The organism is Fervidobacterium pennivorans DSM 9078 (assembly GCF_000235405.2).
GTDB classification, from domain to species: Bacteria; Thermotogota; Thermotogae; order Thermotogales; family Fervidobacteriaceae; genus Fervidobacterium; species Fervidobacterium pennivorans.
The window spans coordinates 675,359-700,000 of record NC_017095.1; the positions used below are offsets into that span (position 1 = coordinate 675,359).

The 24,642-nt window shown below is 39.0% G+C and carries 26 protein-coding genes, 1 tRNA gene and 1 riboswitch (1 of these 28 running past the window's edge); of the genes, 5 read left to right on the forward strand and 22 right to left on the reverse strand.

The features are described 5' to 3' along the window. Positions 1–70: 70 nt before the first annotated feature. The 4 genes from FERPE_RS03125 to FERPE_RS03140 all read right to left on the reverse strand — a co-directional run bounded on the left by FERPE_RS03125 (position 71) and on the right by FERPE_RS03140 (position 4,367). Positions 71–1,054, reverse strand: a complete 984-nt coding sequence (locus FERPE_RS03125; RefSeq protein WP_014451229.1) for a 3-oxoacyl-ACP synthase III family protein — start codon at positions 1,052–1,054, stop codon at positions 71–73. Between the two features lie 275 nt (positions 1,055–1,329). After that, entirely contained in the window at positions 1,330–2,178 is an 849-nt protein-coding gene (locus FERPE_RS03130; protein ID WP_041263178.1) for a DUF4438 domain-containing protein, read from the reverse strand. 77 nt (positions 2,179–2,255) lie between these two features. Beyond that, a complete protein-coding gene (locus FERPE_RS03135) occupies positions 2,256–2,774 on the reverse strand; it encodes a nitroreductase family protein (protein ID WP_014451231.1) in 519 nt (172 codons plus the stop codon). A 249-nt stretch (positions 2,775–3,023) separates the two neighbouring features. Then, complete coding sequence (locus tag FERPE_RS03140) at positions 3,024–4,367, reverse strand: FAD-dependent oxidoreductase (protein WP_014451232.1); 1,344 nt, start codon at positions 4,365–4,367, stop codon at positions 3,024–3,026. Positions 4,368–4,629: 262 nt separating this feature from the next. Next, a riboswitch (TPP riboswitch) is annotated at positions 4,630–4,742 on the forward strand. Between the two features lie 98 nt (positions 4,743–4,840). Here FERPE_RS03140 and FERPE_RS03145 point away from each other — a divergent pair. From FERPE_RS03145 to FERPE_RS03160, 4 genes are read left to right on the forward strand one after another with little or no spacing between them, the layout of a single operon-like run. After that, on the forward strand, positions 4,841–5,668 hold the full coding sequence (locus tag FERPE_RS03145; RefSeq protein WP_014451233.1) for a sulfide-dependent adenosine diphosphate thiazole synthase: 828 nt from the start codon (positions 4,841–4,843) through the stop codon (positions 5,666–5,668). Beyond that, complete coding sequence (gene thiC / locus FERPE_RS03150) at positions 5,665–6,948, forward strand: phosphomethylpyrimidine synthase ThiC (protein ID WP_014451234.1); 1,284 nt, start codon at positions 5,665–5,667, stop codon at positions 6,946–6,948. The genes FERPE_RS03145 and thiC overlap by 4 nt, the downstream gene beginning before the upstream one ends. Positions 6,949–6,952: 4 nt before the next feature. Next, positions 6,953–7,741, forward strand: a complete 789-nt coding sequence (locus FERPE_RS03155) for a sugar phosphate isomerase/epimerase family protein (protein ID WP_014451235.1) — start codon at positions 6,953–6,955, stop codon at positions 7,739–7,741. Beyond that, positions 7,741–8,970: a thiamine-phosphate synthase family protein gene (locus FERPE_RS03160; protein WP_014451236.1), complete on the forward strand. Its 1,230-nt coding sequence runs from the start codon at positions 7,741–7,743 to the stop codon at positions 8,968–8,970. Before FERPE_RS03155 ends, FERPE_RS03160 begins: the two co-directional genes overlap by 1 nt. 79 nt (positions 8,971–9,049) lie before the next feature. Here FERPE_RS03160 and FERPE_RS03165 read toward each other — a convergent pair whose 3' ends face one another. From FERPE_RS03165 to recJ, 18 genes are all read right to left on the reverse strand, one after another. Next, positions 9,050–9,604: a ribosome hibernation promotion factor gene (locus tag FERPE_RS03165; protein WP_014451237.1), complete on the reverse strand. Its 555-nt coding sequence runs from the start codon at positions 9,602–9,604 to the stop codon at positions 9,050–9,052. Between the two features lie 4 nt (positions 9,605–9,608). After that, positions 9,609–10,091, reverse strand: coding sequence for a hypothetical protein (locus FERPE_RS03170; protein ID WP_014451238.1), 483 nt, complete (start codon positions 10,089–10,091; stop codon positions 9,609–9,611). Positions 10,092–10,094: 3 nt separating this feature from the next. After that, entirely contained in the window at positions 10,095–10,922 is an 828-nt protein-coding gene (locus FERPE_RS03175) for a DegV family protein (protein ID WP_014451239.1), read from the reverse strand. Positions 10,923–10,963: 41 nt separating this feature from the next. Continuing rightward, positions 10,964–11,797: a DegV family protein gene (locus FERPE_RS03180; RefSeq protein ID WP_082204734.1), complete on the reverse strand. Its 834-nt coding sequence runs from the start codon at positions 11,795–11,797 to the stop codon at positions 10,964–10,966. Between the two features lie 98 nt (positions 11,798–11,895). Further along, a complete protein-coding gene (locus FERPE_RS03185) occupies positions 11,896–12,183 on the reverse strand; it encodes a F0F1 ATP synthase subunit epsilon (protein ID WP_014451241.1) in 288 nt (95 codons plus the stop codon). A gap of 65 nt (positions 12,184–12,248) precedes the next feature. Then, the gene (atpD, locus tag FERPE_RS03190) at positions 12,249–13,667 is read right to left on the reverse strand and encodes a F0F1 ATP synthase subunit beta (protein ID WP_014451242.1); all 1,419 of its coding nucleotides are present in this window, start codon (positions 13,665–13,667) and stop codon (positions 12,249–12,251) included. A 52-nt stretch (positions 13,668–13,719) separates the two neighbouring features. Further along, on the reverse strand, positions 13,720–14,550 hold the full coding sequence (gene atpG, locus FERPE_RS03195) for an ATP synthase F1 subunit gamma (RefSeq protein ID WP_014451243.1): 831 nt from the start codon (positions 14,548–14,550) through the stop codon (positions 13,720–13,722). A 6-nt stretch (positions 14,551–14,556) separates the two neighbouring features. Next, a complete protein-coding gene (atpA, locus tag FERPE_RS03200) occupies positions 14,557–16,080 on the reverse strand; it encodes a F0F1 ATP synthase subunit alpha (RefSeq protein ID WP_014451244.1) in 1,524 nt (507 codons plus the stop codon). Between the two features lie 4 nt (positions 16,081–16,084). Continuing rightward, positions 16,085–16,630, reverse strand: coding sequence for a F0F1 ATP synthase subunit delta (locus FERPE_RS03205; RefSeq protein WP_014451245.1), 546 nt, complete (start codon positions 16,628–16,630; stop codon positions 16,085–16,087). Continuing rightward, a complete protein-coding gene (gene atpF / locus FERPE_RS03210; protein WP_014451246.1) occupies positions 16,627–17,112 on the reverse strand; it encodes a F0F1 ATP synthase subunit B in 486 nt (161 codons plus the stop codon). The genes FERPE_RS03205 and atpF overlap by 4 nt, the downstream gene beginning before the upstream one ends. A gap of 10 nt (positions 17,113–17,122) precedes the next feature. Continuing rightward, positions 17,123–17,395 (reverse strand): F0F1 ATP synthase subunit C, encoded by a 273-nt coding sequence (locus FERPE_RS03215; RefSeq protein WP_014451247.1) that lies wholly within the window; start codon positions 17,393–17,395, stop codon positions 17,123–17,125. A gap of 36 nt (positions 17,396–17,431) precedes the next feature. Then, positions 17,432–18,304 carry a F0F1 ATP synthase subunit A gene (gene atpB / locus FERPE_RS03220; protein ID WP_014451248.1) on the reverse strand — a complete coding sequence of 291 codons (873 nt, stop codon included), beginning with the start codon at positions 18,302–18,304 and terminating at the stop codon, positions 17,432–17,434. Beyond that, a complete protein-coding gene (locus tag FERPE_RS03225) occupies positions 18,301–18,675 on the reverse strand; it encodes a hypothetical protein (protein WP_014451249.1) in 375 nt (124 codons plus the stop codon). Before FERPE_RS03225 ends, atpB begins: the two co-directional genes overlap by 4 nt. After that, positions 18,668–19,027 carry an AtpZ/AtpI family protein gene (locus tag FERPE_RS03230; RefSeq protein WP_082204735.1) on the reverse strand — a complete coding sequence of 120 codons (360 nt, stop codon included), beginning with the start codon at positions 19,025–19,027 and terminating at the stop codon, positions 18,668–18,670. Before FERPE_RS03230 ends, FERPE_RS03225 begins: the two co-directional genes overlap by 8 nt. Before the next feature lie 4 nt (positions 19,028–19,031). Further along, a complete protein-coding gene (locus tag FERPE_RS03235) occupies positions 19,032–20,126 on the reverse strand; it encodes a M24 family metallopeptidase (protein ID WP_014451251.1) in 1,095 nt (364 codons plus the stop codon). A 46-nt stretch (positions 20,127–20,172) separates the two neighbouring features. Next, positions 20,173–20,249: transfer RNA gene (locus FERPE_RS03240), tRNA-Arg, on the reverse strand. Between the two features lie 13 nt (positions 20,250–20,262). Next, positions 20,263–20,928, reverse strand: a complete 666-nt coding sequence (gene ruvX / locus FERPE_RS03245) for a Holliday junction resolvase RuvX (RefSeq protein ID WP_014451252.1) — start codon at positions 20,926–20,928, stop codon at positions 20,263–20,265. A gap of 26 nt (positions 20,929–20,954) precedes the next feature. Then, complete coding sequence (recJ, locus tag FERPE_RS03250) at positions 20,955–23,915, reverse strand: single-stranded-DNA-specific exonuclease RecJ (protein WP_014451253.1); 2,961 nt, start codon at positions 23,913–23,915, stop codon at positions 20,955–20,957. Between the two features lie 190 nt (positions 23,916–24,105). On the opposite strand from recJ, the gene FERPE_RS03255 reads away from it, so the two are divergent. Beyond that, on the forward strand, positions 24,106–24,642 hold the 5' portion of the coding sequence (locus tag FERPE_RS03255) for an amidohydrolase (RefSeq protein WP_014451254.1). It continues 624 nt past the right edge of the window; 537 of the gene's 1,161 nt are visible here — the first part of the coding sequence; its start codon is at positions 24,106–24,108; the stop codon falls past the right edge of the window.

A 24,642-nucleotide genomic window follows, 5' to 3' on the forward strand; every position in this document is an offset into this window, starting at 1 on the left:
TCTCTATTACCTCCACACCTTCCCAAAGCGATTCGAAAAAAGTGAGAAATAATCAACAAAGGTCTAAACATCATATTCTAAAAGCAGTAGCAACTTGCTGATATCCAACACCGGATGTCAAGAAAATAACTACTTTACCTTTCACTTGCTCAATTTTTCCTTCATCAAACGCGTCATCGTAGGCCATGTACACACATGCAGAACCAGTGTAACCGTACTTATGCATAATCATATGTGCTTTTTCTATGGGCAGCCCAAGCGTTTCCATAACCTTTTCGATTGTCTTTTTCCTCACTTGTGTAAAGAATATCATACCTATTTCATCTTTTGTGATGTTGTATTTTTCCATAAGTTTATTAATCAACATGGGCCATCCTTCTTCGTTGACTGTAGATGGGTAAGCCGCTCTGAGATCCAGTTTGTGAAGCCCTCTTTCAAAACCTGCCAAGTTCATGGTGCCTGCCCCTATGTATATTCCCCAGTTTTGCCACCAACTACCGTCAGCGCGTGCCACACTACCTATAAACCCAGGTTCGTCCGAAGCCGTAAGTATTAGTGCACCTGCACCATCACTGAAAAGAGCTTCCCATGAATATTTCCAACTTAGAAACTTGGTCATCGCATATGTGCCTATAACGAGGACATTCTTGTAATCCCCCATGGCTATATACCTTGCTGCGATATCAAGCATCAACGCTCCATTTGCACATGAAGCATTTACGTTAAAAGCAAGTGGTTCTGCTTTGTGGGCACCTATGAGGTACTGAACCCTTGGAGCATCTGGTGGGGATACCGCTTCCGGAGTATCTGTACCAACAATTATCAAATCAATTTCTTCCGGTTTCATACCAATTCGAGCAAGTGCCTTTTTAGCTGCTTCTGCAGCCATGTAAGTAGGAGTCTCCCACTCTTCTGAAATATGTCTGTGATTGATACCAATCACATCTGAGAAATATGGGTCAATAGTAAACATCGTTAGCTTTTCGAACTCCGCATTCGTCATCACTTTCTTGGGAACATACATTCCAGAGGAAATAATCTTTGCGTACTTCATCTTAGTAAACCTCCTTTATGTTCAAAGTAAGTTTTAACTGTGTATGTTAAAAGATGAATCATATATCATATTTTATATGAATCACCTTTCAGATTATAGCACCTTTAACATCATAAAAGATATATTGAAATTCGAAAATATTTCGAGGATTGGTTTGAGAAATCAGTAATATTTGAAATATATTCTCGATATTGCACATTTTCTTAAATATTCTGGCTTTTACAGTAGAGAATAAAAATCCCACCCTTTTCCGGGTGGGAATAAATTTTTACTCATCAGATATTAAGGTAGTTTTTTATGTTACTATCCTTATCGAGAACTGGCACTATGTTATCTTCTTTTGATGTCATTATTATTACCATACCGGGACCATGTCCTGTTTTGTAGCAGTTCGAATGAACGACAACACCTATTGAAACGGCACCTTCTTTGTAACCTCCGGCTCCGTAACCGTTGTAATGGTCTGATATTGCAACTAAATCTCCTATCCTTACTTTATCAAGTTTAAACTTCTTAATTTCTTCTTTATCTAAGGTATTCATATCATAATCGGTAGATGCTGGATTACCCGCCCCAATTCCAGAACCTGTTAAGTGTGCAGGAACGATTGCCGTGACTGGGACGTGTAATTTTCTATTCTTAATTTTTATTGGTATCTTTTCAAACAAATCGGGGTCAATATTCATGACTTTTACTTCAGGATAATTAACTATTTCAAGTCCTTGCCCCCAGGCTTTAATCTGTATCTTATCTCCGATTGCCAGCTTCTCTTTCTCAGGGAACCAGATTAATATGTGATCTATTCCTCCATGTTTTCCTATTACGTATCCTTTCATGCCTTTCGCATCTCCGGATATTAATGTTGCTTCGTTCCCAATGCATGCAAGAGCCATACAAGTTGGATTTAAATCCTTGTCTTTGTTTTTGGCGCTAACATCAGGTTCGATATGGTCACCATGCATCTTGAATGCACTGTCACCAAGCCCGAAGTTGTATGTGATACCTCCAACTCCGGGAATGTAAAACGAAGTGCCATTACCATCTACAACAGGCATACGGACAACAGGGTGTGCCACCTCAACCAATATCGAAAGCTGAACAACTTGGTCCTTGTTCGTTCTGATAGAGTTGTTTTCTTTCGTTTTGTTAACTCCTCTCATGGTTCTTTCCTCCTCATCACATTAGGATGCAATAAAAGAACCTACCATTTCTCTACATGGATTTTGTTATCATCAACTTCTTTTAACGTATGCGCATCTTTTTCTTCGTCTGGATATCCAATTCCTATCACGCAAAGCACCCTGTAACCATCTGGAATACCAACAATCTCTTTAATCTTTCCTTCGACTGACACCCCATCTTGGAAGCGGTCATGCGCATGACCCCAGCAACTTCCGAGTCCGTAATCAACACATAGAAGCTGTATATACGTTGCCACAATAGAGGCATCTGACATCCAGGTTGAACTGGCCTCATTTGCTGTGACAATTATACATGCAGGTGCAGTTTTTAGGAATGAGAACGCTCCTTCTCTTGCTTTCATTATGCGTTCGATTTTGTCTTTTTCGGTTACAATAACCAAATCAACAGGTCTAGAGTTCCTCCCACTTGGAGCCAATAAAGCATACTTTGCAATTTCCGCAAGAGTTTCTGGTGAGATTTCCTTATTTTTGAATTTTCTTATGCTCCTTCGTTTTAGGATGACATCTTTCAGTTCCATCCTCTCACCTCCGGCTTTTTAACATATGAATTTTTATGCATTATTGTTCGTATTACAAACTTTCCTGACATAATTATACACCTACGCAGGTTAGTTTCAAATACCTGTTTAACTTTTTTCGAGATAATACAAAATAAAAACCCGGAAGACAACGTCCCCGGGTCTGTAAAAGTGTCTTTGGTTCAGATGCTTTCTGCTCAAGTATCTTTAACCAAAAAGTCAGCTTATCTTTCCGAAAGATTCCGAAGGTTAAACTAATCTTTCCAGAGCTTTCAATGCGACGGTGTTCAAGAAGTTCCAAGGTTTGTTGAAATATGGCTGGAAGAAGAAATCAGCAAATGCCAGGTCTTTGACTGTCATCTTGTTCTGCATAACAATTGATAACGTGTTCGCACTTTCTGTAACATCTGCTTTCGACATAACTTGTCCACCTATTATTGTGTGGTCGTCTTTTCTGTAAAGAAGCTTAACATAAACAGGTTCATACTCTGGCATAAATTCTGGTCTGTTGTTTTCTACACCGTAAATCGTTCCATAGTTTATACCTTTCTCTTGAGCAAGCAATTCATTTAAGCCGGAAGTGGCAACGTTGTAAGAAAACACCTTCACACCCGATGTCCCTTGAGTCCCTGAGTATTTAAGTCTGTCCTCAAATATATTGTATGCGACTATAGTTCCCATTCTTACGGCATTTGTAGCAAGAGGGATATATTCGTAACTGTTAGTTGGAGTATACCAAACCGCTGCACTATCACCTGCGGCAAAAATATCAGGATGAGACGTGTGCAGATAAGAGTCAACAATCAATGCACCGTTGGGCAACATCTCCAATTTGCCTTTGAATAGGTCTGTATTTGGTCTGAAACCTGTAGCTAACACAACCATATCGGTATCGAAGGAGTCCTTGTCTGTTATGACTTTTTTCACAAAACCATCTTCTCCTTCAAATTTCACAACTTTTTGCCCCAGCGCCAACTTAATCCCATTTACAGTAAGCTCATTTTCGAGTATATCGGTAAATTCCTTGTCCAAATACTTGGCTAATATTCTATCTGCTATATCTATCAAGACTACTTCTTTATTATTATGCCTAAAGGCTTCTGCAAGCTCAACGCCTATGTAACCAGCTCCGACTATAGTTATCTTGTTGGCATTTTTTGAGTGTTTTACAATGTCTTGTGCATGGTAAAAATTCTTTGAAAGCATTATACCTTTCAACTCAACACCTGGAACATTTGGAATTATGGGCCAAGAACCAGTAGTTATCACAAGTTTATCAAAGGTTTCTTTGAAAGTTTCGCCATTTTCGAGATTTCTGACAAGAACTGCTTTTTCTTCGATGTTAACATCAATTACTTCGTGCCTCATCATCATTTTTGCTCCCAAATCTGAGAGAACCTTGGGCGAGGAATAAAAGAGCTTCATGGGGTCTTTTACTACTCCACCAACATGGAGGGCAATCCCACAAGAGAGAAATGAAACTGTGTCGTTTCGTTCATACACCGTTATTTGGACTTTGTCACCATAAAGCCTTTTTGCTGTCGTGGTGAAAGCCGTTCCTGCATGTGTGCAACCAATAACTACTACCTTCACAGCTTTTCCTCCTCTCATATTGAAGAGTTTTGTAATTTGCACTTCGAAATATTTTTGTGATAAAATTAACTTACATCTAATTAGATTATACTAAGTCTATAATTATTTGTCAACTAAAATCTTATGATGTCTGGACAATAAATTCCTATTTTCCGCGAAATTTAAGATTTTCTGTAAATTCTTACTATAAACGTCGTTTTGTTTTTTCATACTTTTCTTGACTTTGTGGTTCTGAAGTGATATATTGTAAGTGAAAAAATTAAATAGCCCAGAGGGGAGCTCCATACTGCGGGGCTGAGAGGAAGGGGGCAACCCTTCGACCCTTTGAACCTGATCCGGGTAATACCGGCGGAGGGACATGGGCAATACAAAGAAAGATAGAAATCTAATAAAATGTTTTTAACTGAACAGTCCCTCCGAGAAATTCGGAGGGATTTTATTTTCTGAAAAGTTTTGCATGGAGGTGTAAAAGGATGAAGAAAGATTTGATTATCTCCAGGTTGATAGTCGAAAGTTTTTTTGAAAAGTTGAACAAAGGTTTGGAAGTTGACGTAGCTATCGCAGGATGTGGTCCTAGCGCTCTTGCACTTTCTCTTGCACTTTCTAAGAAAGGGTACAAGGTCGCAATTTTTGAAGCGAAGAACGAACCAGGTGGAGGCATTTGGGGTGGAGGAATGATGTTCAATGAGTTGGTACTTGAAAGAGAATTGAAAGGCTATGTGGAAGAACTTGGTGTTAACTACAAAGAATTTGGGGAGTTTTTGGTTGTTGACTCTGTACACTTCGCATCGGCATTATTGTATCACACCACAAAAGCAGGAACATTAGTGTTTAACAATGTTTTTGTTGAAGACCTTGTAATGTACGACAAAAGGGTTTCTGGAGTTGTAATAAATTGGATGCCAACAATTAGAGAAAGATTGCACGTTGATCCGATAAGCGTTATTGCAAAGTTTACAGTCGATGGGACAGGACATCCAGCTAACCTCGTAAGATTGCTTTCTAAACGCGGAATTCTGCTCTCTGTTACTGGTTCTACCGAAAATCTATGTAGTTGTGGAACTGTTGAATATGAATTCCCCATGGATGCGGAAAATGGTGAGAAATTTGTTGTGGAAGGAACAAGAGAAATTTACCCTGGACTTTATGTAATGGGGATGGCCGCAGTAAGCGTTGGTGGTGGTCCAAGAATGGGACCTATCTTCGGTGGAATGATTTTGTCAGGTCTTAGAGCTGCAGAACTAATCGAGGATGGTTTAAGAAGAGAAGTAGCGAAAATTGATAGGGAGACGAGAATATGACGCAACTCGAATTGGCACGTGCTGGGCTTATCACAAAGGAAATGAAGTATTGCGCTGAGTTTGAGGGTATCGAGTTTGAAAGGCTCAGAGCACTGGTTGCCGATGGAAAAGTCGTGATACCAAGAAATAAATTACACAGTTTGGAAAGGCCAGTAGCAATAGGTGAACAAATGACAGTAAAGGTCAACGCAAATATAGGCACATCCGTTGGATATTCCTCCTTAGAAGAAGAGTTAGGAAAGTTAGAAGTAGCGTTGAATGCTGGTGCTGATGCTGTGATGGTCTTATCGACCTGGGGTAATTTATCAGAGATGCGAAGGGAAATTGTGAAAAGAAGCCCTGCCCCGGTTGGTTCTGTTCCTATATATGATTCGGCTGTAAAGGCCTACGCGGAAAAGAGGAACGTGGTAGATTTTTCTGAAAAGGATTTCATCAACATGGTTCTTCAACATGCTGAAGATGGTATTGATTTTATGACAATTCATGTTGGGATAACAAAGCGAGTGCTGGAGAAATTGAAAAACTCAAAGAGAATTTTGAAGATTGTCAGCCGTGGGGGTTCGATTATTGCTGGTTGGATGATTAAAAACAATAAGGAAAACCCATTCTACGAACATTTTGATGAGATACTTCAAATCGCAAGGGAGTATGATATTACACTAAGCTTAGGTGATGGGATGAGACCAGGTGCTATTGTGGATTCTACGGATCCCCAGCAACTTGAAGAACTCTTTTTTATGCAAGAACTTGTTCTGAAAGCTTACGATGCTGGTGTGCAAGTTATGTTGGAAGGTCCAGGACATGTTCCTTTAAATGAAATCGAATTGAACGTGAAGCTTATGAAAAAGATAGGATTGGGACGACCTATATTTCTTCTTGGACCACTTCCAACAGATAGAGGAGTTGGTTATGACCATATTGTTAGTGCAATTGGTGGTGCATTGGCAGGTTATTATGGCTGTGATTTTCTATGTTATGTAACTCCTGCAGAACATGTAGGGTTACCGGATGCTGAGGAAGTAAAGGAAGGAGTAATTTCGGCAAAAATCGCGGCAGTTGTTGCAGATGTTGCACGTGGCAACAGAAAAGCAATGAAATTAGAAGAAGAAATGGCGATAGCAAGAAGGGATTTTGACTGGAATAAGATGTTCAAACTTGCCATACATGCGGAAAGGGCTCAAAGAAAATTTGAGAAGATGAAATATACAGATGACGGTTGTTCTATGTGTGGACCTTTCTGTGCCATAAAAATAACTAAAGATTTTGCGGAGGAAAAATAAACAAATGAAAGGTTATCGCTGCAAAAAGAGGAAAGGGATTTCCACAAGCACTATTCGAGCAAATATATTAAAGATAGAAGAACTGCCGTTTGCAGAATTGTATGAATTAACGTTTTTTCAAAAGCAAGACTTGGACACATTAAAAGAATTTCTAGAGAAACGTGGTAAACCATTTGGTATCCATTTGCCATTTGTTTTTAGATACGCAGCAGTTCATCCAAATCCAACTTCATTAGATATAAATTTAAGAAAGGATACCTACGTAGTTAACATTGAAAGCGCAAGTTTTGCCAAAAGTTTTGGTGCAGAATACGTTGTTGTTCACTTTCCAAATGCGAAACAAAATGAGGCTTGGAAAGACGTTTACGGTATCGTCATGGAAAGCCTTGAACACTTCTATGAATTAAACAAAATCATTGAAACTCGTCTGGAAAACGTTTATATGAATGATTATTTCCATTCACCAGATGATTATTTATTTGTTCTTAAGGAGACTGGTTGCACAATGTGTTTAGACATCGGGCATTTATTAATTGACTCCGAAGTTTACGATTTTGACCCTGTTTATTTTATTGAGAAATTAGCGGACTTCATAACTGAATTTCACATTTACTATGCTGATCTAAGAACTTATGAGCAATGCCACCACGCGCCGTGGGGGGATTCTTTCAACTTTAGAAGAGTTTTAGATGTAATAAAGGAATTTGATGGTGTGGACTTTGTCGCAGAACCTTCTAACGACTGTCCTAACCAGTTGTCAAAATTAATAGAATTCTTGGAGGTGATGCTTTGATGAGCGATACATCTGAGAAAAGAGTAATGGTAATTTCAGGATTTGACCCATCAGCTGGGGCAGGAATTTTACAAGATATTAAGTCATTCGCTTTATTAGGAATCAGTGCTATGGGTGTTGTTAGTGCGTATACTATCCAAAATACCCACAAGGTTTTTCTTGCGAGATTCCGCAAATGGGAAGAAATAGATCAAGAATTATCCGTCCTCCCCGAACCGGGCATTATAAAAGTAGGTTTGATATCCCCGGAGATGCTTAGGCTCATAAGGGAAAAATATCCATCAGCAGTCATCGTTTGGAACATAGTTTTACGTTCAAGTTCTGGCTATGATTTTGAACCCCCTGAAATTGTCAAGGAGAACTTGACCTATGCTGATTTCGTAATTCTGAATAATGAAGAGGCAGGTATATTAGGGTTAGAACCTTCAGATAGAGTTGTCGTAACAGGGGGTCATGGAAAAGAAGCTGAAAAAGTGATTGTAAAGTTTGGTCGCCTTGCTTTTGAAACAACGCGATTACCAGGAAGATACCACGGAACGGGATGTGCATTTTCTAGCTTATTTGCGGGGCATCTGTACCTTGGTTATTCTCCAGAAGAAGCTGTAAAGGCTTCTATAGAGATATTGCAAAAAGTCCTTGAAAAAAGCAATCAGCAAGTGCAACCGGAAATGCTTGCAAGAGATTGGATGAAGTTTGACGTACTCGATTCATTGAACAGTGTAAAGAAAGAGCTCTTAACAGTTGGAGAAAAAACTATTCCAGAGGTCGGACAAAACGTCTCGTATGCGTTACCGTGGTCAAAAGATGAATTTGAAGTTGCTAAATTTCCAGGAAGGATTCGACTAAAAGAAGGAAAACCTGTTTTCGTTTCGGATGCGTCTTTTGCTGATTATTCTCACACAGCAAGAATGGCACTTGTTGCAAAATCCTTTTCGCCCCATATAAGATGTGTCACAAATGTTAGGTATTGTGCTGAGTATATTGATAATGCTATCAAATCCGGATTAACAGTTTTCAAATATGATAGAAATTCCGAACCGGAAGATGTCAAAAGTGTTGACGGAAAATCAATGGAATGGATGATTCAACAAGCATACAAAACATTTGGAAAGATACCAGATATAATATATGATGAAGGATTCTGGGGAAAGGAAGCGATGATTAGGATTTTTGGAAGAAATCCAAAAGAGGTTATTGAAAAGATGAAAAAAATTATAGGAATCCTCTGAAACAACTTACTGTATTTTTTACTGTATTTTATACAGCAAAGTGCCCCGTCACGGGGCACTTTGCTTTTTAACTTTATCATTATTCTTGGAATTCTATCAATCCGTACTTTCCGTTCTTTCTGTAAATCATATTTATCTCACCGGTATCAACGTTTCTAAAGACAAAGAACTGATGTCCCATAACATCCATCTGAGCAATTGCTTCCTCCAGTGTTGCCTGCATCAGGTAAACCCTCTTAACTGTATCTATTTTGTCTTCTTCTTCCTCGATTTCATATCTTGGAGCAAGCTCTTCAACCATTGCCTCGGTTAGTCCCTTGACATTGGATTTATGATAGGATTTGTGCAGCTCCTTTTCTCGCTTGACCGATTTTTCAAAAGCGTCAGTTGCAGTGTCAATAACACCATAAATATCATTTGCTTTTTCCTGAACAACAATATCTTTACCATTGATGTGTGTCATCAACCTTAGGGTGTAATATGGTCCATCTTTGTCAAAACGCGCTTCGATGTTCACATCATCCCGTGAAACAAAAGTTTGTAATGCCCTTTTGACTGTTTCTAACCTTTTGTTGAGGTAACTTTCGATAGCTTCTGATAGTTCAAAGCCGCGAGCGAATGTCTTGATGTCCATAGAATCACCTCCGCATGATTTGTTCGTTCAGCTCAGTCACAAGCTCCATCGTGTAGAAAGACAAAGTGATAAAGAAATAAGAGACCAATTTACCAACAAACAATTGCTCTTCTCCAAGAATAAACTTTTTTGCAGTCATAATCAATGCAATGATAAGTGCTACAGTTACTAAGAAAAGAAACGGAACAAAGTAGGACATAAAAGCAAAGACTAATGTGAACGTAAGGTATAAATTTGCAAGAGCATAAAGCTTTTCATCGGTATTTTTGAACCATTTTGAAAGAACCACACTAATACCCACAACACCAATAAAGAAAACCGTATTCGCAATCCCGATAAAGACCTTCACTACTGGATGATTAATGAAAAAGAACGCATTAGAAATTATCGATAGGACGAAACCTAACGAAAAAATCACAGACGAAAAAACTATAAAGTCTTTTGAAGACTTTTCCTCGATAACGCTGTTTAAATAATCCTTAATCATCAACTAATACCCCCTTCCAACTACCAGTCCAAATACCTCTGGCCCAACATGTGCAGCAATTGCTGGTCCTATTCGTGCTATCGAGTGAACATTGAACCCTTCCAAGAGTTTGTCGAGATGTTCTTTCATGTAGGAAACTCCGTATCCGCCAATTACAATATGACTTCCAATTTTTGCCATAAATTCTTTAGTAAGTTCTCTCATCCGTCTTATAAGTCCATCATGTGTTCTTTCCATTCCTAACGAAGCAGTATAACCATCCTCTGTTGTTGTAAGAATAGGTTTAATCCTTAAAAGTTTCCCAAGAAGTGCCTTCGCATGGCCTATCCTTCCCCCACGTTCGAGATATTCAAGTGAAGAGACTGAAAAAACCAATAAACTATCTTTTACAAATGTATCGACAATTTCCTGGGTAACCTTTAAGCCATTTTCTACTGCGTTAATAACTCGATACAAAACATACGTTGTTTTTACACTCCCACTTTTGGAGTCCAAGACTGTCACATTTTTCAGCTTTTCCTCTTTAACAATGGATGAAATAGTATCGTACGTTCCACTTAGTTTCTGAGATATCGTGACTACGTATACGTTTTCGTATTCTTTTGAGTATTTTGTCAATTTTTCTCTCATCATTTCGGGTTTCGGTTGCGACGTTGAAACCTTAGCTCCGGAGAGACAAAAGTTATAAAACTGTTCATCAGTTATCGTTACCTTATCGATGTATTCCGTGTCATCTATATACACACGCAGTGGGAACATATCGGTCGGAACTCCAAATTCAAGACCAGGTTGATAATCTACAGAACTGTCGAAGAGGTATATGTTTTTCATGAGGTTCCCCCTTCCTTAGGGCACGATAACAATAAAACGAATCAAAAATCTAAACCCAAGAGTATTCCAAAGCCTTCTTTACCTACATGCGTCGTAACAGCGGGTCCGATGTCAACAAAATAAGGTTTTACGTCGTATAGTTGTGCTACTTCGTAGATAAAGTCTTTGTAATCTTCTTTACCAACTGCAGCGTAAATTCTTATTCCTTTTTCTTTTTTTCTTGCTTTTTCAACGAATTCCTCTGCTTTCTCTTTGATTACCTCTTTTACTTTTTTGATACCTATGGCTTTTTGGACTAACTGGACCTCACCATTTCGGGCTATAGTAAGAATAGGTTTTACATGTAGCATCTTTCCTAATACTGAAGTAATCTTTCCAATTCTTCCGCTTTTTTGAAGCTGTGTCACATCGAAAACGGCTATTAAAAAGAGCGAGTCGTCTCTATATGATATTATATCATCTTCCTCTATTTTTTTACCAAGCTCTATATCCTTTAACATCCTCTCTAAAACGTAAGTATTCTGTATACTAACACTTTTTGAGTCGAAAACGAAAACATTCTCGTATTTGTTTGCTATTGTGTAGAAAAGATTGTATGTTCCACTGAGCAGTGAGGAAATTGACAATACGTAAACAGCATCATATTTTTTGTGCAGTTCGTGAAAAGTTTTTTCAACCACATCCACGCGCGGTAAGGAGGTTTCCACTTTTTCGCCCTTCTCAATAGCCTCAAGTATCTTATCTGTTATATCATCTGAATCCTCGAGTTCCTCGTCATTTATAAACACCCGAACAGGTATGGTGTATATCTCTATATCTGTGTGGAAATCTTTCCTCAATTTTGTTGTACTATCTACAACAACTGCAGTTTTCAGATTCCTTCACCTCTTCGTTAAAGATATTAGAAATTGACCAAAATATCCACCTGAACTAGTTGAACTAACAATCTTAAGTTGACTTTATTCAGTTGACTTTATTCTTCCTTTCGAAACTTGTGTGGATCAAACTCTTCAGGTTTTCCAACTTCCTCGGTAAGTATCACTACGTTACTGTTACCATCGCAGTGGAGAAAACCATCAATTACCTTTAGCTTTTCTTCGCCTTCTTCGGTTTGAATACGAACATCTGAAATCGCTAGCTTTGTAATAATGGGTGCTCTCTTATCGAGAACACCCATTTCACCTTCTACAGTTTTAAAAACTATCAATTTTGCATTATTAAACTCGACAATTTTGTATGGAGTAACTATCTTTATTTTCATCTAGCTCAACTCCTAATCAAGCTTTTTTCAGAGGTAAATGTTCAATATGACTTCGTGATTCTATATCATATAACCGCCGATTTCATTAGTTTCTTAGCCTTTTCAACTGCTTCATCTATTGTTCCGACCATGTAGAAGGCAGCTTCTGGAAGATCATCGTACCTACCTTCCAGTATTTCTTTGAAACCTCTAATTGTTTCTTTAATCGGAACGTAAACTCCTGGTATTCCGGAGAATCTCTCAGCAACGTGTGTTGGTTGAGTTAGGAACCTTTGGATTTTTCTTGCCCTTTGAACTATCAATTTATCTTCTTCAGAGAGTTCTTCCATACCAAGTATAGCGATTATATCTTGCAGGTCCTTATACCTTTGTAGCACTTCTTGGACACCACGGGCAACTTCGTAGTGTTCTTTACCAACAATGTTTGGATCAAGTATCTTCGAGGTTGAATCAAGAGGGTCAACAGCAGGATAAAGACCAAGTGCTGCAAGTTGCCTTGAAAGGACTATTGTAGCATCCAAGTGTGTGAACGTTGTTGCTGGAGCAGGGTCTGTAATATCGTCAGCAGGCACGTATATAGCCTGAACAGATGTGATTGAACCTTTCTTTGTTGAGGTTATTCTTTCTTGCAATTCACCCATATCGGTTGATAGTGTCGGCTGGTATCCAACAGCAGATGGCATTCTTCCAAGCAAAGCAGAAACTTCACTACCAGCTTGGACAAACCTGAAGATATTATCAATGAAAAGTAACACGTCTCTACCTTCAACATCCCTGAAGTATTCGGCTATTGTCAACGCTGTAAGAGCAACTCTAAACCTTGCTCCCGGTGGTTCGTTCATCTGACCAAAGACAAGAACAGTGTTGCTTAGAACTCCTGCTTCTGACATTTCAAGATAAAGGTCATTTCCTTCCCTAGTTCGTTCACCAACACCAGCAAATATGGAGAAACCATGGTGTTCAATAGCTATATTTCGAATCATTTCCATAACGAGCACTGTTTTTCCAACACCAGCACCACCAAAGAACCCTATCTTACCACCTTTCGGGAATGGTGCAAGCAAATCAATGACTTTCAAACCTGTTTCAAGGATTTCTATCTCTGTCTTTTGCTCTGTCATACTTGGAGCAGGTCTGTGGATGGGCCAGAATTCTACATCTTTTAGTTCACCCTGTTCGTCTATTGGTTCACCAATTACATTGACCATTCTTCCCAAAACTCCACGTCCAACAGGTGCTTTAATCGGCTCACCGGTATTTTCTACCTCTAACCCTCGGACCAAACCATCAGTATTGTCCATAGCAACAGTTCTAACAGTATTATCACCTATGAGCTGTTCTACTTCGAGAACTAGCTTCTTACCTGTTTGTGGATTTGTTACTACAAGTGCATCGTAAATGTCTGGTAGTTCACCTTCTAGGAACTTTACATCTACTACCGGTCCTATTACCCTTACAATTTTACCTATAGACTTTTTGGACACGCTTACCACGCTCCTTTTTGTTAACACCTCAAGAGTTACTCTTTTCTCTTATTCATTCTTCTTTCAATGCATCAGCACCGGTGACTATTTCTATGAGTTCTTGGGTTATAGATGCTTGACGTGCTTTGTTATATTCGATAGTTAACAGTCTAACAACCTCTTCTGCGTTTTCTGTGGCGTTTCTCATCGCATTCTGACGTGCGTAGAGTTCGCTTATTTTTGTTTCAAAAGCCAATGCGTATAAGACACTTGAGGCATAGAATTCTACTAATGCGTTCTGAAAGCTTTCTTCCGCTGGTTCAAATTCGTACCTGTCACCTTTTTCAGAGGAACTTGGCTCCATCCTTATTGGTGTTAAATCGTATACATCCGGAATTTGTGCTAGCTTGTTTTTAAACTTTCCATATACGACCTTTACCGTCCCAACACCGTTTGCCAGCAAGTCGTTAATCAAAGTCTTCATGAAGTCGAACGTTGGAGTTTCGTAGACATGCTCGTATATTCGAACAACTTTTGGATTGCTTCTAAATATAGGTGCAATCTTTGCTCCGACAACGTAAAGTTGATCAAAGTTCTCTTTTTTATCAACATATATCGCTTTCTTTGTAATTTCCGTTGGGAATGACCCACACAAGCCCATATCTGTTCCTATAACAACGAGTGCCTTTTTTCCTTGCCCTGTCACAAACGGATGTTTTACTTCGAAATGAACACGGGCTGCTATCTTCTTCGTCTCATTTAAAAACTCCCGTGCCATTTGCAATCTTTTTTCAACCTTTTTAATACGTGCAGTTGAAACCATCTCCATTGCTTTTGTTATCTTCTTCAACGATTGGGTGGCGTTGATTTTTCTTTTAATCTGGAGTAATTTACCTCGACTCATTCAACATCACTTCCCGTAGACTTTTACAAACTCTTCTTTGAACTCCTTGATTATCTTGTGCAGTCTTTCCTCAAGTTCTTTTGATATTTGTTTGCTCGTTCTTATTTCCTCAAGAACATCATTGTACTTCTCTTTCACAAACTTTAAAAATCCATCCTCGAACGGTCGAACCGCCGAGACTGGTAAATCATCAAGGTAGCCATTAACTCCAGCAAAGAGTACAACTACCTGCTCTTCAACTTCCATAGGACTGTATTGAGGTTGTTTCATGAGTTCCATCAACCTCTGACCTCTTGTTATTTGAGCTTGAGTTGCTGGGTCGAGTTCTGTAGCAAACTGTGCAAATGTTTCAAGTTCTCGGTATTGGGCTAAATCAAGTTTAAGTGAGCCAGCGACTTGTTTCATAGCCTTTATTTGTGCCGCTCCACCAACACGTGAAACGGAAAGACCTATGTTAACAGCGGGTCTTTGCCCTGCATAAAAGAGGTTTGGTTCAAGGTATATTTGACCATCTGTAATTGAAATAACGTTTGTTGGAATATATGCTGAAATGTCGTTTGCTTGTGTTTCGATTATCGGAAGAGCCGTAAGTGAGCCTCCTCCGTATTTTTCATTAAGACGCGCTGCACGTTCTAATAACCTTGAATGAAGATAGAAAACATCGCCGGGATAAGCTTCCCTTCCTGGAGGCCTTCTAAGCAACAGTGAAATTTGCCTATAAGCAACAGCATGTTTGGATAAGTCGTCGTAAACTACGAGCGCGTCCTTGCCGTTAAACATGAAGTATTCTCCCATTGCACAACCAGCATATGGTGCAAGGTATTGTAGCGTTGCAGGATCTGAAGATGTTGCAACAACAACAATTGTATATTCCATAGCACCTGTTTGCCTTAGTTTTTCAACTATTCGGGCAACAGCAGATGCTTTCTGCCCAATTGCCACGTAGATACAGTAAACTCCTTTTCCTTTTTGGTTAATAATAGTGTCTATGGCTATCGCTGTCTTTCCGGTCTGTCTATCTCCAATTATTAATTCCCTTTGCCCTCTTCCAATAGGTATTAAAGAGTCTATAACCTTAAGTCCTGTCTGGAGAGGTGTATCGACAGGTTTTCTGTAAATAACACCTGGTGCTTTGAATTCAACAGGACGGGTTTGGCTGTACTGAATCGGTCCGAGGCCGTCAAGTGGTTCTCCCAGAGGATTTACAACACGTCCCAGAAGCCCCTCGCCAACAGGAACTTCCATGATTCTATTCAGTCTTCTGACTGTATGACCTTCTTTGATTTCTTTGTAATCACCAAGGATTATTATACCAACGTTATCCTCTTCCAAGTTGAACGCCAAACCTTTAGTTCCGGTTTCTACGAACTCGACCATTTCGTTTGCCATCACGTTATTCAATCCGTAAACTCTTGCGATACCATCTCCAACTTGAATTACCTTTCCAACATCTTCAAGCTTTATTTCTTCCTGATACTCTGCTATTTTACTTTCCAAAACTCTTACAATCTCTCCAGGGTTTAATCTCAAGGTATCACCCCTCTCTTCTTAGCACGTTACGGGCTAAATTCTCAAGTCTACCTTTGATACTTGCATCGAACCTTTTTCCGGCAAATTCCATAACAACACCTGCAATTAAATCCTCGTCAACGCTAACATTGAACACCGGTTCCCTACCTGTATGTTTTTTGACAAATTCCGACAGCAACTGTTCTTCTTCGGTATTCAATTCGACAGCAGTAGTTAAATCAACAGGTATTAGACCTTTATCTTCAAGAACAGTGAAATCAAAAAACGCAAGTATTTGTTTGATATATTTGAGCCTCTTGTTACTTATCAACAGATAAACAAATCTACTGAAAGGTTGGTCTGCAGGAAAACCTAATTCGTTCATCAATTGACAAACAACCTGAGCACGCTTCTCAGGTTTTATTGCCTGGTTATTTAAAAAGACAGACATATAGTCGTATATCTGTGCCAAAACCCTTAGCCTGTCTTTATATTCCTCTGTCTTGTTATTTGCTTTTGAAACATTGTACAAAGCCATTGCGTATTTACTAGCTATAGCTGAGTACATCATTTTTCATACTCCCTTATGATTTTCATAAGGTATTCTCTCTTTGCCTTTTCATCTACAACATCTTTTAAAACCTTCATTGCAAGGCTAATTGCAATTTCAGTTGCTATAGATTGAACCTGGGAAATAACCTCTTGTCTTTGCCTTTCAATTTCTGATTGAGCATTGATAATTATTTTCTCGGCTTCTTTTTGAGCTCTTTGTTTTGCATCCTCGATTATTTTTTCAGCTTCTCTCTCTGCCGCAGCTATAACCTGCTCTGCTCTTTGACGCGCAGCCTTAAGTTCTTCTTCGGCTTGTTTTTTCATTGCGTCCGCGCTTTTACGAAGTTGCTCAGCTTCGGCTAAATCGCTTTCTATTTTCTCTCTTCTCTTATCCATCATCGAGAAGAAGGGTTTATAGAGAAGCTTGTTCAGCATCCATAGCAAGAATAAAAAGCTAAGGAGCTGAACAACAGCTGTTAAATTAATTTCAAAAAGATCCATAAGGATCGCCTCACAACACAAAAAGTATCAAAAACGCGATAACAAGAGAATAAATACCTGTTGTTTCGGCAATAGCGTCGGCAAGAATCATACGTGTTGTTATTACGTTTGTTAACTCAGGTTGTCTTGCGATAGCATCCATAGCATGTGCACCAACGTTACCTTCACCGATACCAGGACCGATAGCACCAATTCCCATAGCAAGCCCTGCACCTATAGCCTTCCCCGCAACTGCAATAGCCTTTGCAAGTTCACTGATAACCTCAGGTGTGAGTTGTTCCATAAATACTCCCTCCTCGTAATAAGTTTTTGAACTTAATCAACCTTCAATTTGTGAAGACATATAAGCAATTGCCAACGTTGAAAAGACGAAAGCTTGTATTAAACCTGAGAATATTCCAAAGTAAGCCCATAGGAAAGGTGGTAAGAACATGTATTTGACTAAATAACTAATGACCAAAACAAGTATACCACCACCCGTAACATTGCCAAAAAGACGCATTGCATGTGACAGAGGTTTAGCAAGCTCTCCAACGATGTTCATTGGTAGCATAAATGCAACAGGTTCAAGAAATCCTTTTAACCATCCTTTCACGCCTTTTGTCTTTATTGCAAAATACTGACTTATTATGAATACCATAACTGCATAAGTAAGGTTGGTGTTCAAATCACCTGTGGGTGGGAACCATGTATCGCTGAAAAGGACAAATTTAACAGTCCTTGCACCATTCTCAGCTATCGAAACATCTGCCGAAATTCCTGGAATGAAACCACCAATAAGGTTTGAAACAGCAATGTATATGAACAAAGTCATGGAGATTTTGAAAATACTTCTTGCATACTTTTCATTTGGAACACTACTTTCAACAATCTCGTACAAGAAATCCATTAAAGATTCGGCAAAAGCTTGCTTTCTACTTGGTATAAGAGAAAATTCTTTGTGAACAGACCTTGCAAAAGCGAGTATAACTATAATTACAAGAAAAGACATGATTACCGTCATAGGGTTGATACGGTAATACCACGCATTTGTTGGACCAAACTGAACAATCCAACGATTAGCTATGTTCTTAAGAGCCTCTGAAGGAGGAGCAGTCATAAGCTTAGCATTTAAAAGTCCGACTGTTATGTAAACTATAAGAAAAATAGTTAGTTGTATTTTTGCTTTGGTACTCATTTTCTTTTTGCTCAAGGTTTCCACCTCCAGGCAAAGAGAAATACCACTATTTTTAAACTCATCAGTCCTGCAAAAACCCCCAATATGCCTTCTGTCGGATTTTTCAAAATAAGTGATGCCAACAAGAATAACGATGCATAAAGAGCATATCTTAAAAGGTATCCAGTCCTAAGGTATCCTTTCCCAAATTTGATAAATCGGTCCTTTGTTGTAACACTTGATATTAATCCAATTATAACACCAACCTCGCCAATTAGTACACCTAAAGCAAAGCTAAAACGCCTCAATAACACACCTAAAAGAAGTGTCACGGAAGAAACCACTAAAGAATAGATTATTATCCTTACCACAAATCGCAGAACATCATTACTTGGAGAGTTACTCATCTTTTTCATCTTCCCCGTGCTTATGCTCGTGGTTCTTGAAGTCAGTTGCTCTGTTGTTTCCACTATCAACACTGTCTATTTTATCATATCTTTCGAGCTCTTTAATCAGGAACTTTATCCCGTTATAAACACCTGATAAGGTTCCAAGGACTATGAAAACTATTTTAAAAAGCCTTGCAGTTGAGAACAAATTATCCAGAAAAGCACCTAGGACGAAACCAACTAAGATATTTGCTATAATTGTGAATCCTAAACTGGATATAAGGTTCAGTTTTGATAATTCTTTACCGATGCCTTTGCCTTGATGCGGTTTTTGCCCACCTTTGCTATGTTGACCAACCACGATTTTCATTCCCTCAAATGATTATCAATTCTCTTGTCAAAGTTGTTAAGACCTCGCAGCCGTTCTCCCTAACAACGACATCTTCTTCTATCCTTATACCGAATTCACCTTCGAGATATATGCCCGGTTCCACGGTAACAACTTGCCCCGGCTGTAAATGTTTATCCCATCTGAAACTGAGACTTGGATTTTCGTGGACTTCAAGTCCCAACCCGTGACCTAAGCCATGACCGAAGTATTCTCCATATCCAGCTTCTTGGATATGATTTCTTGCTATAGCATCTATCTCTTTTCCAGTAACACCAGCTTTTATAGCTTCCAAAGCTTTTTGCTGGGCTTCAAAAACTATCCTGTGCACTTCCTTAACTTTTGAGTTTGGTTCACCGATACAAAACACACGCGTTAGGTCACTATTGTAACCCTTATATCTTGCACCCCAATCAACGACTACAGGTTCACCTTTCCCAATAGTTTTGTCAGAAGCACGCCCGTGTGGAAGCGCTCCCCTGTAACCGGAAGCAATAATAGTATCAAATGCTATATCATCTGCTCCCAACAGTTTCATCTGGTACTCAAGATATGCCGCAAGTTCTCTTTCTTTCATCCCTGGTTTGGCAATTTCTAGCATCTTTTTGAACGCCTCTTGCGCGATTTCAACAGCAATTTTCATTGTTTCAATTTCATCCTCATCCTTAACAGACCTCACATCCACAACCAACGAAGATATATCCTCAAATTCACAATCTGGAAGCTTTTCTTTGAGTGTGTCGTAAATACTTGCAGAGATTCGCTCTTTTTCTAAAGCCAACTTTCTCAAGTCGAGATTTCTAATCAACTCAACAACGGTATCCAAAAAGCTTCTTGGTGGAACATACTTAACAAGTTCAAAAGTGCTTTCTTCTTTAACCTGTACCCAGTATCTAGAATCTGTGATTATTATGTGCCTTCTTGGTGTAATCAAAAGCGCGGAAAAACTTCCTGTGAACCCAGATAAGTATCTTGTGGTAACACTGTTGGAATTTTCAATGTTTATGACGAGGATGGCATCTACATCCTTTTCGAAAACACGCGCTTTTACCTTCTCGAGTTTTGAATTTGTAGGTTTCATAAAGTAGCCTCCTTCTATCTTAAGCATTATTTTGTATCGAAATTGTTGGCGTGCTCGGCGGGACTTGAACCCGCAATCTTCGGATCCGGAGTCCGACGCTCTATCCAATTGAGCTACGAGCACGCGCTAACACAGTTCATTTTATCACAACTTTGAAAAAGAGGATTAATTTTTGCAAATTTTCAATATCTAATTCCGATATAACCTGTCTATTTTCTATGTTCATTATAACGTACTCTGGAGCTTTTTCAAGATTTATAATCGCTTCTCGAAAATCCTTCCAAACCCTATACACGAAAATCCCGTGTTTATAGAGGGTATAAGCAATGTATGGATCTTTAGAAAATCCTATACCTTCTCTTACAGAGAATGAACCATCGTAAGGAACTTCTATGAACACTGCAAAATTGCAGAAAACTGGTTTGGATTCTAGTACTTTATATTCTTTCAACTCGATAGCTCTATCTGGATTTTGAATGTACTCAAGGAGTAGTTGTTCTGCGCTGAATCTATCATCATCTTTCTTCTCGAAAGACTTCGCCATCTTTGTGGTTACTCTCTCGTCAAGCAACAAAACCTTTTTTCCTGAATTTTTGATTTTCAGAGCAAACTTGATTACTTCAAACGTTTGTGTCGAGTAGTTTCCACTCATGGAAAGAGGTAAACCGAACAAAACTGTGTCATATCTCTCGATTTTCTTTACCAAATCTGCGGTTTTTATTGTTCCACTTTCAGCTACAAAGACACTACCTATTGCATATCCACACTTGCTTTTTCCGTAATCAATTGCTATCAATGCCATGTTTTAACTGCTCCTATATTGAAGACTTAGACAATCAGTTCTGCATCGTAAAGATACCTTTCATCGATAAGCTTAAACATTTCCTTGACGTTGAGTGACTCTATTTGCAAGGTGTAGCGTTCAAAGTATCCTAACTCGATGTTCCGTTCCTTAAGTCTTGTTATTTTTTCAGGCTCAAAGTCAACAGCACAAACAAGGTTTTCCCTGATACCGCCAAGGTCTCTGTAAACGCTCTTGATAACACCCTTTGGCACACTATAGTTAGAAAGGAATTGTTCGAATTCCTCTAATTTCATTGGTAGGTATACGTTGAGTTCTTCCACAATTTTCTCCAATTCTTCTTTCGATGGGAAAAGTTTTCTGAGCGAATCACGTTTCCTAGAAACATCTTGAGTCGAGTAGTTCAGTTGCAAGAGTATGTTTCCCTCGCCGCTTACAGTGTCTATTATCTCACTCAAAGTATATGGAAAGTCAAAAAGCCTTACTTCGACCTTTCCAAAAAGCGAAGGCAACGAATCATTATTGGTAGAAGAAATAAGTTTTTTTACCTTTCTTTTCCTCACCAAATGCGAAATTATCAGTCTCTGGAATGGCTCAAGTTGAGACGAGTAGAAAACAGTATCTCTGCTTGATACACGCTTTATGTAATTATTGAAGAACACTTCTACTGAATTGTGTGTGGAAAACAGATAAACCAAGGAGGAATTAGAATTGTTCAAAGATTTTGGTTGATTTCTTTTATCTTCAATTGAAAAATCACTCTTTCCGTTAACTTCATAAGTCGGGAGATTGGTTTCAAATGTATACAGTGTTGTGAAAAACGCAGTTTTTCCAAACTTTCTTAAAACCTTTTCATAAAGTTCCGGGTCAAAGTTCCTCATAAAATGAATTTCGTTAAGCACAATGAAATCGAAATCAGAAAGGTTGTCTAGAAATTTTTCTGCGTAAACGGCATTAGTTACCAAATGTTTCCCTGCGACACGATGGATAGAATTTGCAAGTGCTAATCCCGGGATGTTGTGTCTTTGCAAACTTTCGTAGACATGCATTGCTTCCGTGCTTGAAGGATTCACTATGAGGGTTCTTCCCTTTCTCATCAAATGGAAGAAAAAGGCATTTCTATACGGTATATCGAAACGTATCAATGCAGGCCTTTTAATTTCAACAAGTTCAGCAATGCGCGGCAGTCTTTGGTATATGTCATCTTCTATCCGTTGATGGTCATAATCTTCTTCTCTTTGCTGTCGCCAGTTCGATATGAACGAATGTATAAATGTCCTGTCAGCTAAATCTTCATCGTTAACATGTGTCACTTTTAAGTCTATTAAGTTCAGTTGCAAACCACTTTCTCCCATTCTTAGATTGCCAACGACATCCATTCTAAGAAATTGTGGTTGCAGTCCATATAATTCAGATGGTTGAATTTTCAATCCAAAACCGACTCCTTCTATGCTTTTATTATTACCTTTTAACGTTACTCGAACATTGTACCCAGTTTCCCCAAAGATTTTGAATCTTTCAACAGCACTGTTTTGAATTAGAAACACTGGTTCCGGGTTACCGTGGCCATATGGTTCGAGCAACTCAATGGCCCTTATTATACCATCATTAATCTCATCGATTGTTATCTTCTCATCTATCATAACGACAGGCTCAACTTTTACATCGTCTTCCGTTATATGCGTTTTAATTGCCTCTATTAAGTCTGGTATTTTTTCCTCTCTAAGACTAAATCCTAATGCCATTGTATGACCACCAAAGTCTTCAAAAATATCCCTGAACCTTTCGAGAAGCTCTATAATGTTTACTCCCTGAACACTCCTTGCAGAACCTCTTGCAACACCATCTTCTTCAATAGAAATAACCATAACAGGTTTATTGTACAAATGAACAAGCCTTGTAGCAACTATTCCGATAACACCCAAGTGCCACCCGTGACCGTATGCAACAACTATTGGAAGTGAACTGAGGCCTTTTTCTTCAACCATTTGAACTGCTTCATTGTATATCTTTGCCTCAATACTTTGCCTTGTTACGTTGTAACCCAACAACAATTCAGCCAGTTCGGTAGCACTTGCTTCGTCCTTTGTTATGATTAGCTTGAACGCATCATCTGGCGAATCGAGTCTACCAGCAGCGTTGAGTTTTGGAGCTATTCTATAGCCGATGTCACGAGAGCTTATGATTGATATCCCAAGTTTTTGCACCAAACGAACAATACCAAGCTTTGCGGTATTATTTAATCTTCTAAGTCCTTCTTTAACTATGTAACGGTTCTCGTCAAGTAACTCGACCATGTCTGCAACAGTTCCCAACGCCACGAGGTCAAGCAATTCATCAACAACTGCCGGATGAATGTTAAGCCTTTCAGCCAATGCAGATACCAGTTTATAAGCGACTCCAACGCCTGCGAACTCTTTAAATGGATATTCCTCGTCATGACGTTTGGGGTTAACAATAGCATCCGCATTTGGGAAGGTTTCTTTGGGTTGGTGGTGGTCAGTAATCACAACTTTCATTCCCAATTCTTTGGCTTTATCAACAGCTTCAAATGCTGTAATTCCACAGTCTACGGTTAAGAGAACCCTTGCACCATTTTTATAAGCATCTTCTACAAACTGCGACTGGATTCCATAACCGTCATCCGCACGCTTAGGAATGAAATAATCTACATCCCAACCATTTTCCGAAAGGAAGGTGTATAATACGGCAGTTCCAGTTATACCGTCAACATCATAATCTCCGTGAACAACAACTTTCTCACGGTTATCCCTTGCTCTTAGCAAAATATCAGTAGCTTTGTCCATGTCTTTCATTAGAAATGGTGAACGTAAAATTTTTCTTGTTGGATACAAGAAATTCTTAGCTTCTTCGGCAGTTTTTATACCACGAAGCACTAACAGTTTTGCCACCAAACGGTCAATTCCCAGCTCCCTGGTAAGCTGGTCGACAAGTGTTTCATCAACTTCTCTTATTTCCCATCTCATCAGCCCCTCAACCTTTCTTTCTTAGATTATTTAATTCTACTTTGAATTTTACCACAAAATCAAAAGTTTTGGGCATGTAACAAGGTTAAATTTCAGAAAAATCTGGAATTCTTAATTCGCTTTACGAATTATATGTGTTATAATCATTTTGAACACCGCTAGCCCACAATAACTTGGAGGTGAAAGAGGTATGAAAAAACTAATAAAGGGAGGAACTCTTGTAACAATAACATCTGGAACTTTTGTTGGTGACCTTCTTATAGAAAACGGAAAGATAAAAAAGATAGCAAAATCCATAAATCTGAAAGAAAAGAACGTTGAAATCATCGATGCAGCGGGAAAATACGTCCTACCGGGTTTCATTGATGCACACTCACATATAGGACTATTTGAGGAAGGCATAGGTTTTATGCAGGATGGCAACGAGATGACTGACCCTGTAACTCCGGATGTTCGAGCAATAGATGCATTCAACCCATACGATGTTGCAATCAAACGAGCTCTCAACGGTGGCTTCACAACTGTGATGATTGTTCCCGGAAGTGCGAATGTCATTGGTGGTCAAGGTGCAATTATAAAGTTCAAATCGCACATTGTTGATTACTGCATCGTAAAATCACCAGCTGGTTTGAAAATGGCGACTGGCGAAAATCCAAAGCGTGTCTACGGAGAAATGAAAAAGATGCCTTCCACTAGAATGGGGATAGCTGCAGTTATGAGGAATTAC

What these genes read in the sequence shown, in the direction of transcription:
- FERPE_RS03125 (WP_014451229.1), bottom strand. Translation starts at nt 1,054, where the DNA reads ATGAAGTACGCAAAGATTATTTCCTCTGGAATGTATGTTCCCAAGAAA.
- FERPE_RS03135 (WP_014451231.1), bottom strand. Translation starts at nt 2,774, where the DNA reads ATGGAACTGAAAGATGTCATCCTAAAACGAAGGAGCATAAGAAAATTC.
- FERPE_RS03145 (WP_014451233.1), top strand. Translation starts at nt 4,841, where the DNA reads ATGAAGAAAGATTTGATTATCTCCAGGTTGATAGTCGAAAGTTTTTTT.
- thiC (WP_014451234.1), top strand. Translation starts at nt 5,665, where the DNA reads ATGACGCAACTCGAATTGGCACGTGCTGGGCTTATCACAAAGGAAATG.
- FERPE_RS03155 (WP_014451235.1), top strand. Translation starts at nt 6,953, where the DNA reads ATGAAAGGTTATCGCTGCAAAAAGAGGAAAGGGATTTCCACAAGCACT.
- FERPE_RS03160 (WP_014451236.1), top strand. Translation starts at nt 7,741, where the DNA reads ATGAGCGATACATCTGAGAAAAGAGTAATGGTAATTTCAGGATTTGAC.
- FERPE_RS03165 (WP_014451237.1), bottom strand. Translation starts at nt 9,604, where the DNA reads ATGGACATCAAGACATTCGCTCGCGGCTTTGAACTATCAGAAGCTATC.
- FERPE_RS03170 (WP_014451238.1), bottom strand. Translation starts at nt 10,091, where the DNA reads ATGATTAAGGATTATTTAAACAGCGTTATCGAGGAAAAGTCTTCAAAA.
- FERPE_RS03175 (WP_014451239.1), bottom strand. Translation starts at nt 10,922, where the DNA reads ATGAAAAACATATACCTCTTCGACAGTTCTGTAGATTATCAACCTGGT.
- FERPE_RS03185 (WP_014451241.1), bottom strand. Translation starts at nt 12,183, where the DNA reads ATGAAAATAAAGATAGTTACTCCATACAAAATTGTCGAGTTTAATAAT.
- atpG (WP_014451243.1), bottom strand. Translation starts at nt 14,550, where the DNA reads ATGAGTCGAGGTAAATTACTCCAGATTAAAAGAAAAATCAACGCCACC.
- FERPE_RS03205 (WP_014451245.1), bottom strand. Translation starts at nt 16,630, where the DNA reads ATGATGTACTCAGCTATAGCTAGTAAATACGCAATGGCTTTGTACAAT.
- atpF (WP_014451246.1), bottom strand. Translation starts at nt 17,112, where the DNA reads ATGGATCTTTTTGAAATTAATTTAACAGCTGTTGTTCAGCTCCTTAGC.
- FERPE_RS03215 (WP_014451247.1), bottom strand. Translation starts at nt 17,395, where the DNA reads ATGGAACAACTCACACCTGAGGTTATCAGTGAACTTGCAAAGGCTATT.
- FERPE_RS03225 (WP_014451249.1), bottom strand. Translation starts at nt 18,675, where the DNA reads ATGAGTAACTCTCCAAGTAATGATGTTCTGCGATTTGTGGTAAGGATA.
- FERPE_RS03230 (WP_082204735.1), bottom strand. Translation starts at nt 19,027, where the DNA reads ATGAAAATCGTGGTTGGTCAACATAGCAAAGGTGGGCAAAAACCGCAT.
- FERPE_RS03235 (WP_014451251.1), bottom strand. Translation starts at nt 20,126, where the DNA reads ATGAAACCTACAAATTCAAAACTCGAGAAGGTAAAAGCGCGTGTTTTC.
- ruvX (WP_014451252.1), bottom strand. Translation starts at nt 20,928, where the DNA reads ATGGCATTGATAGCAATTGATTACGGAAAAAGCAAGTGTGGATATGCA.
- recJ (WP_014451253.1), bottom strand. Translation starts at nt 23,915, where the DNA reads ATGAGATGGGAAATAAGAGAAGTTGATGAAACACTTGTCGACCAGCTT.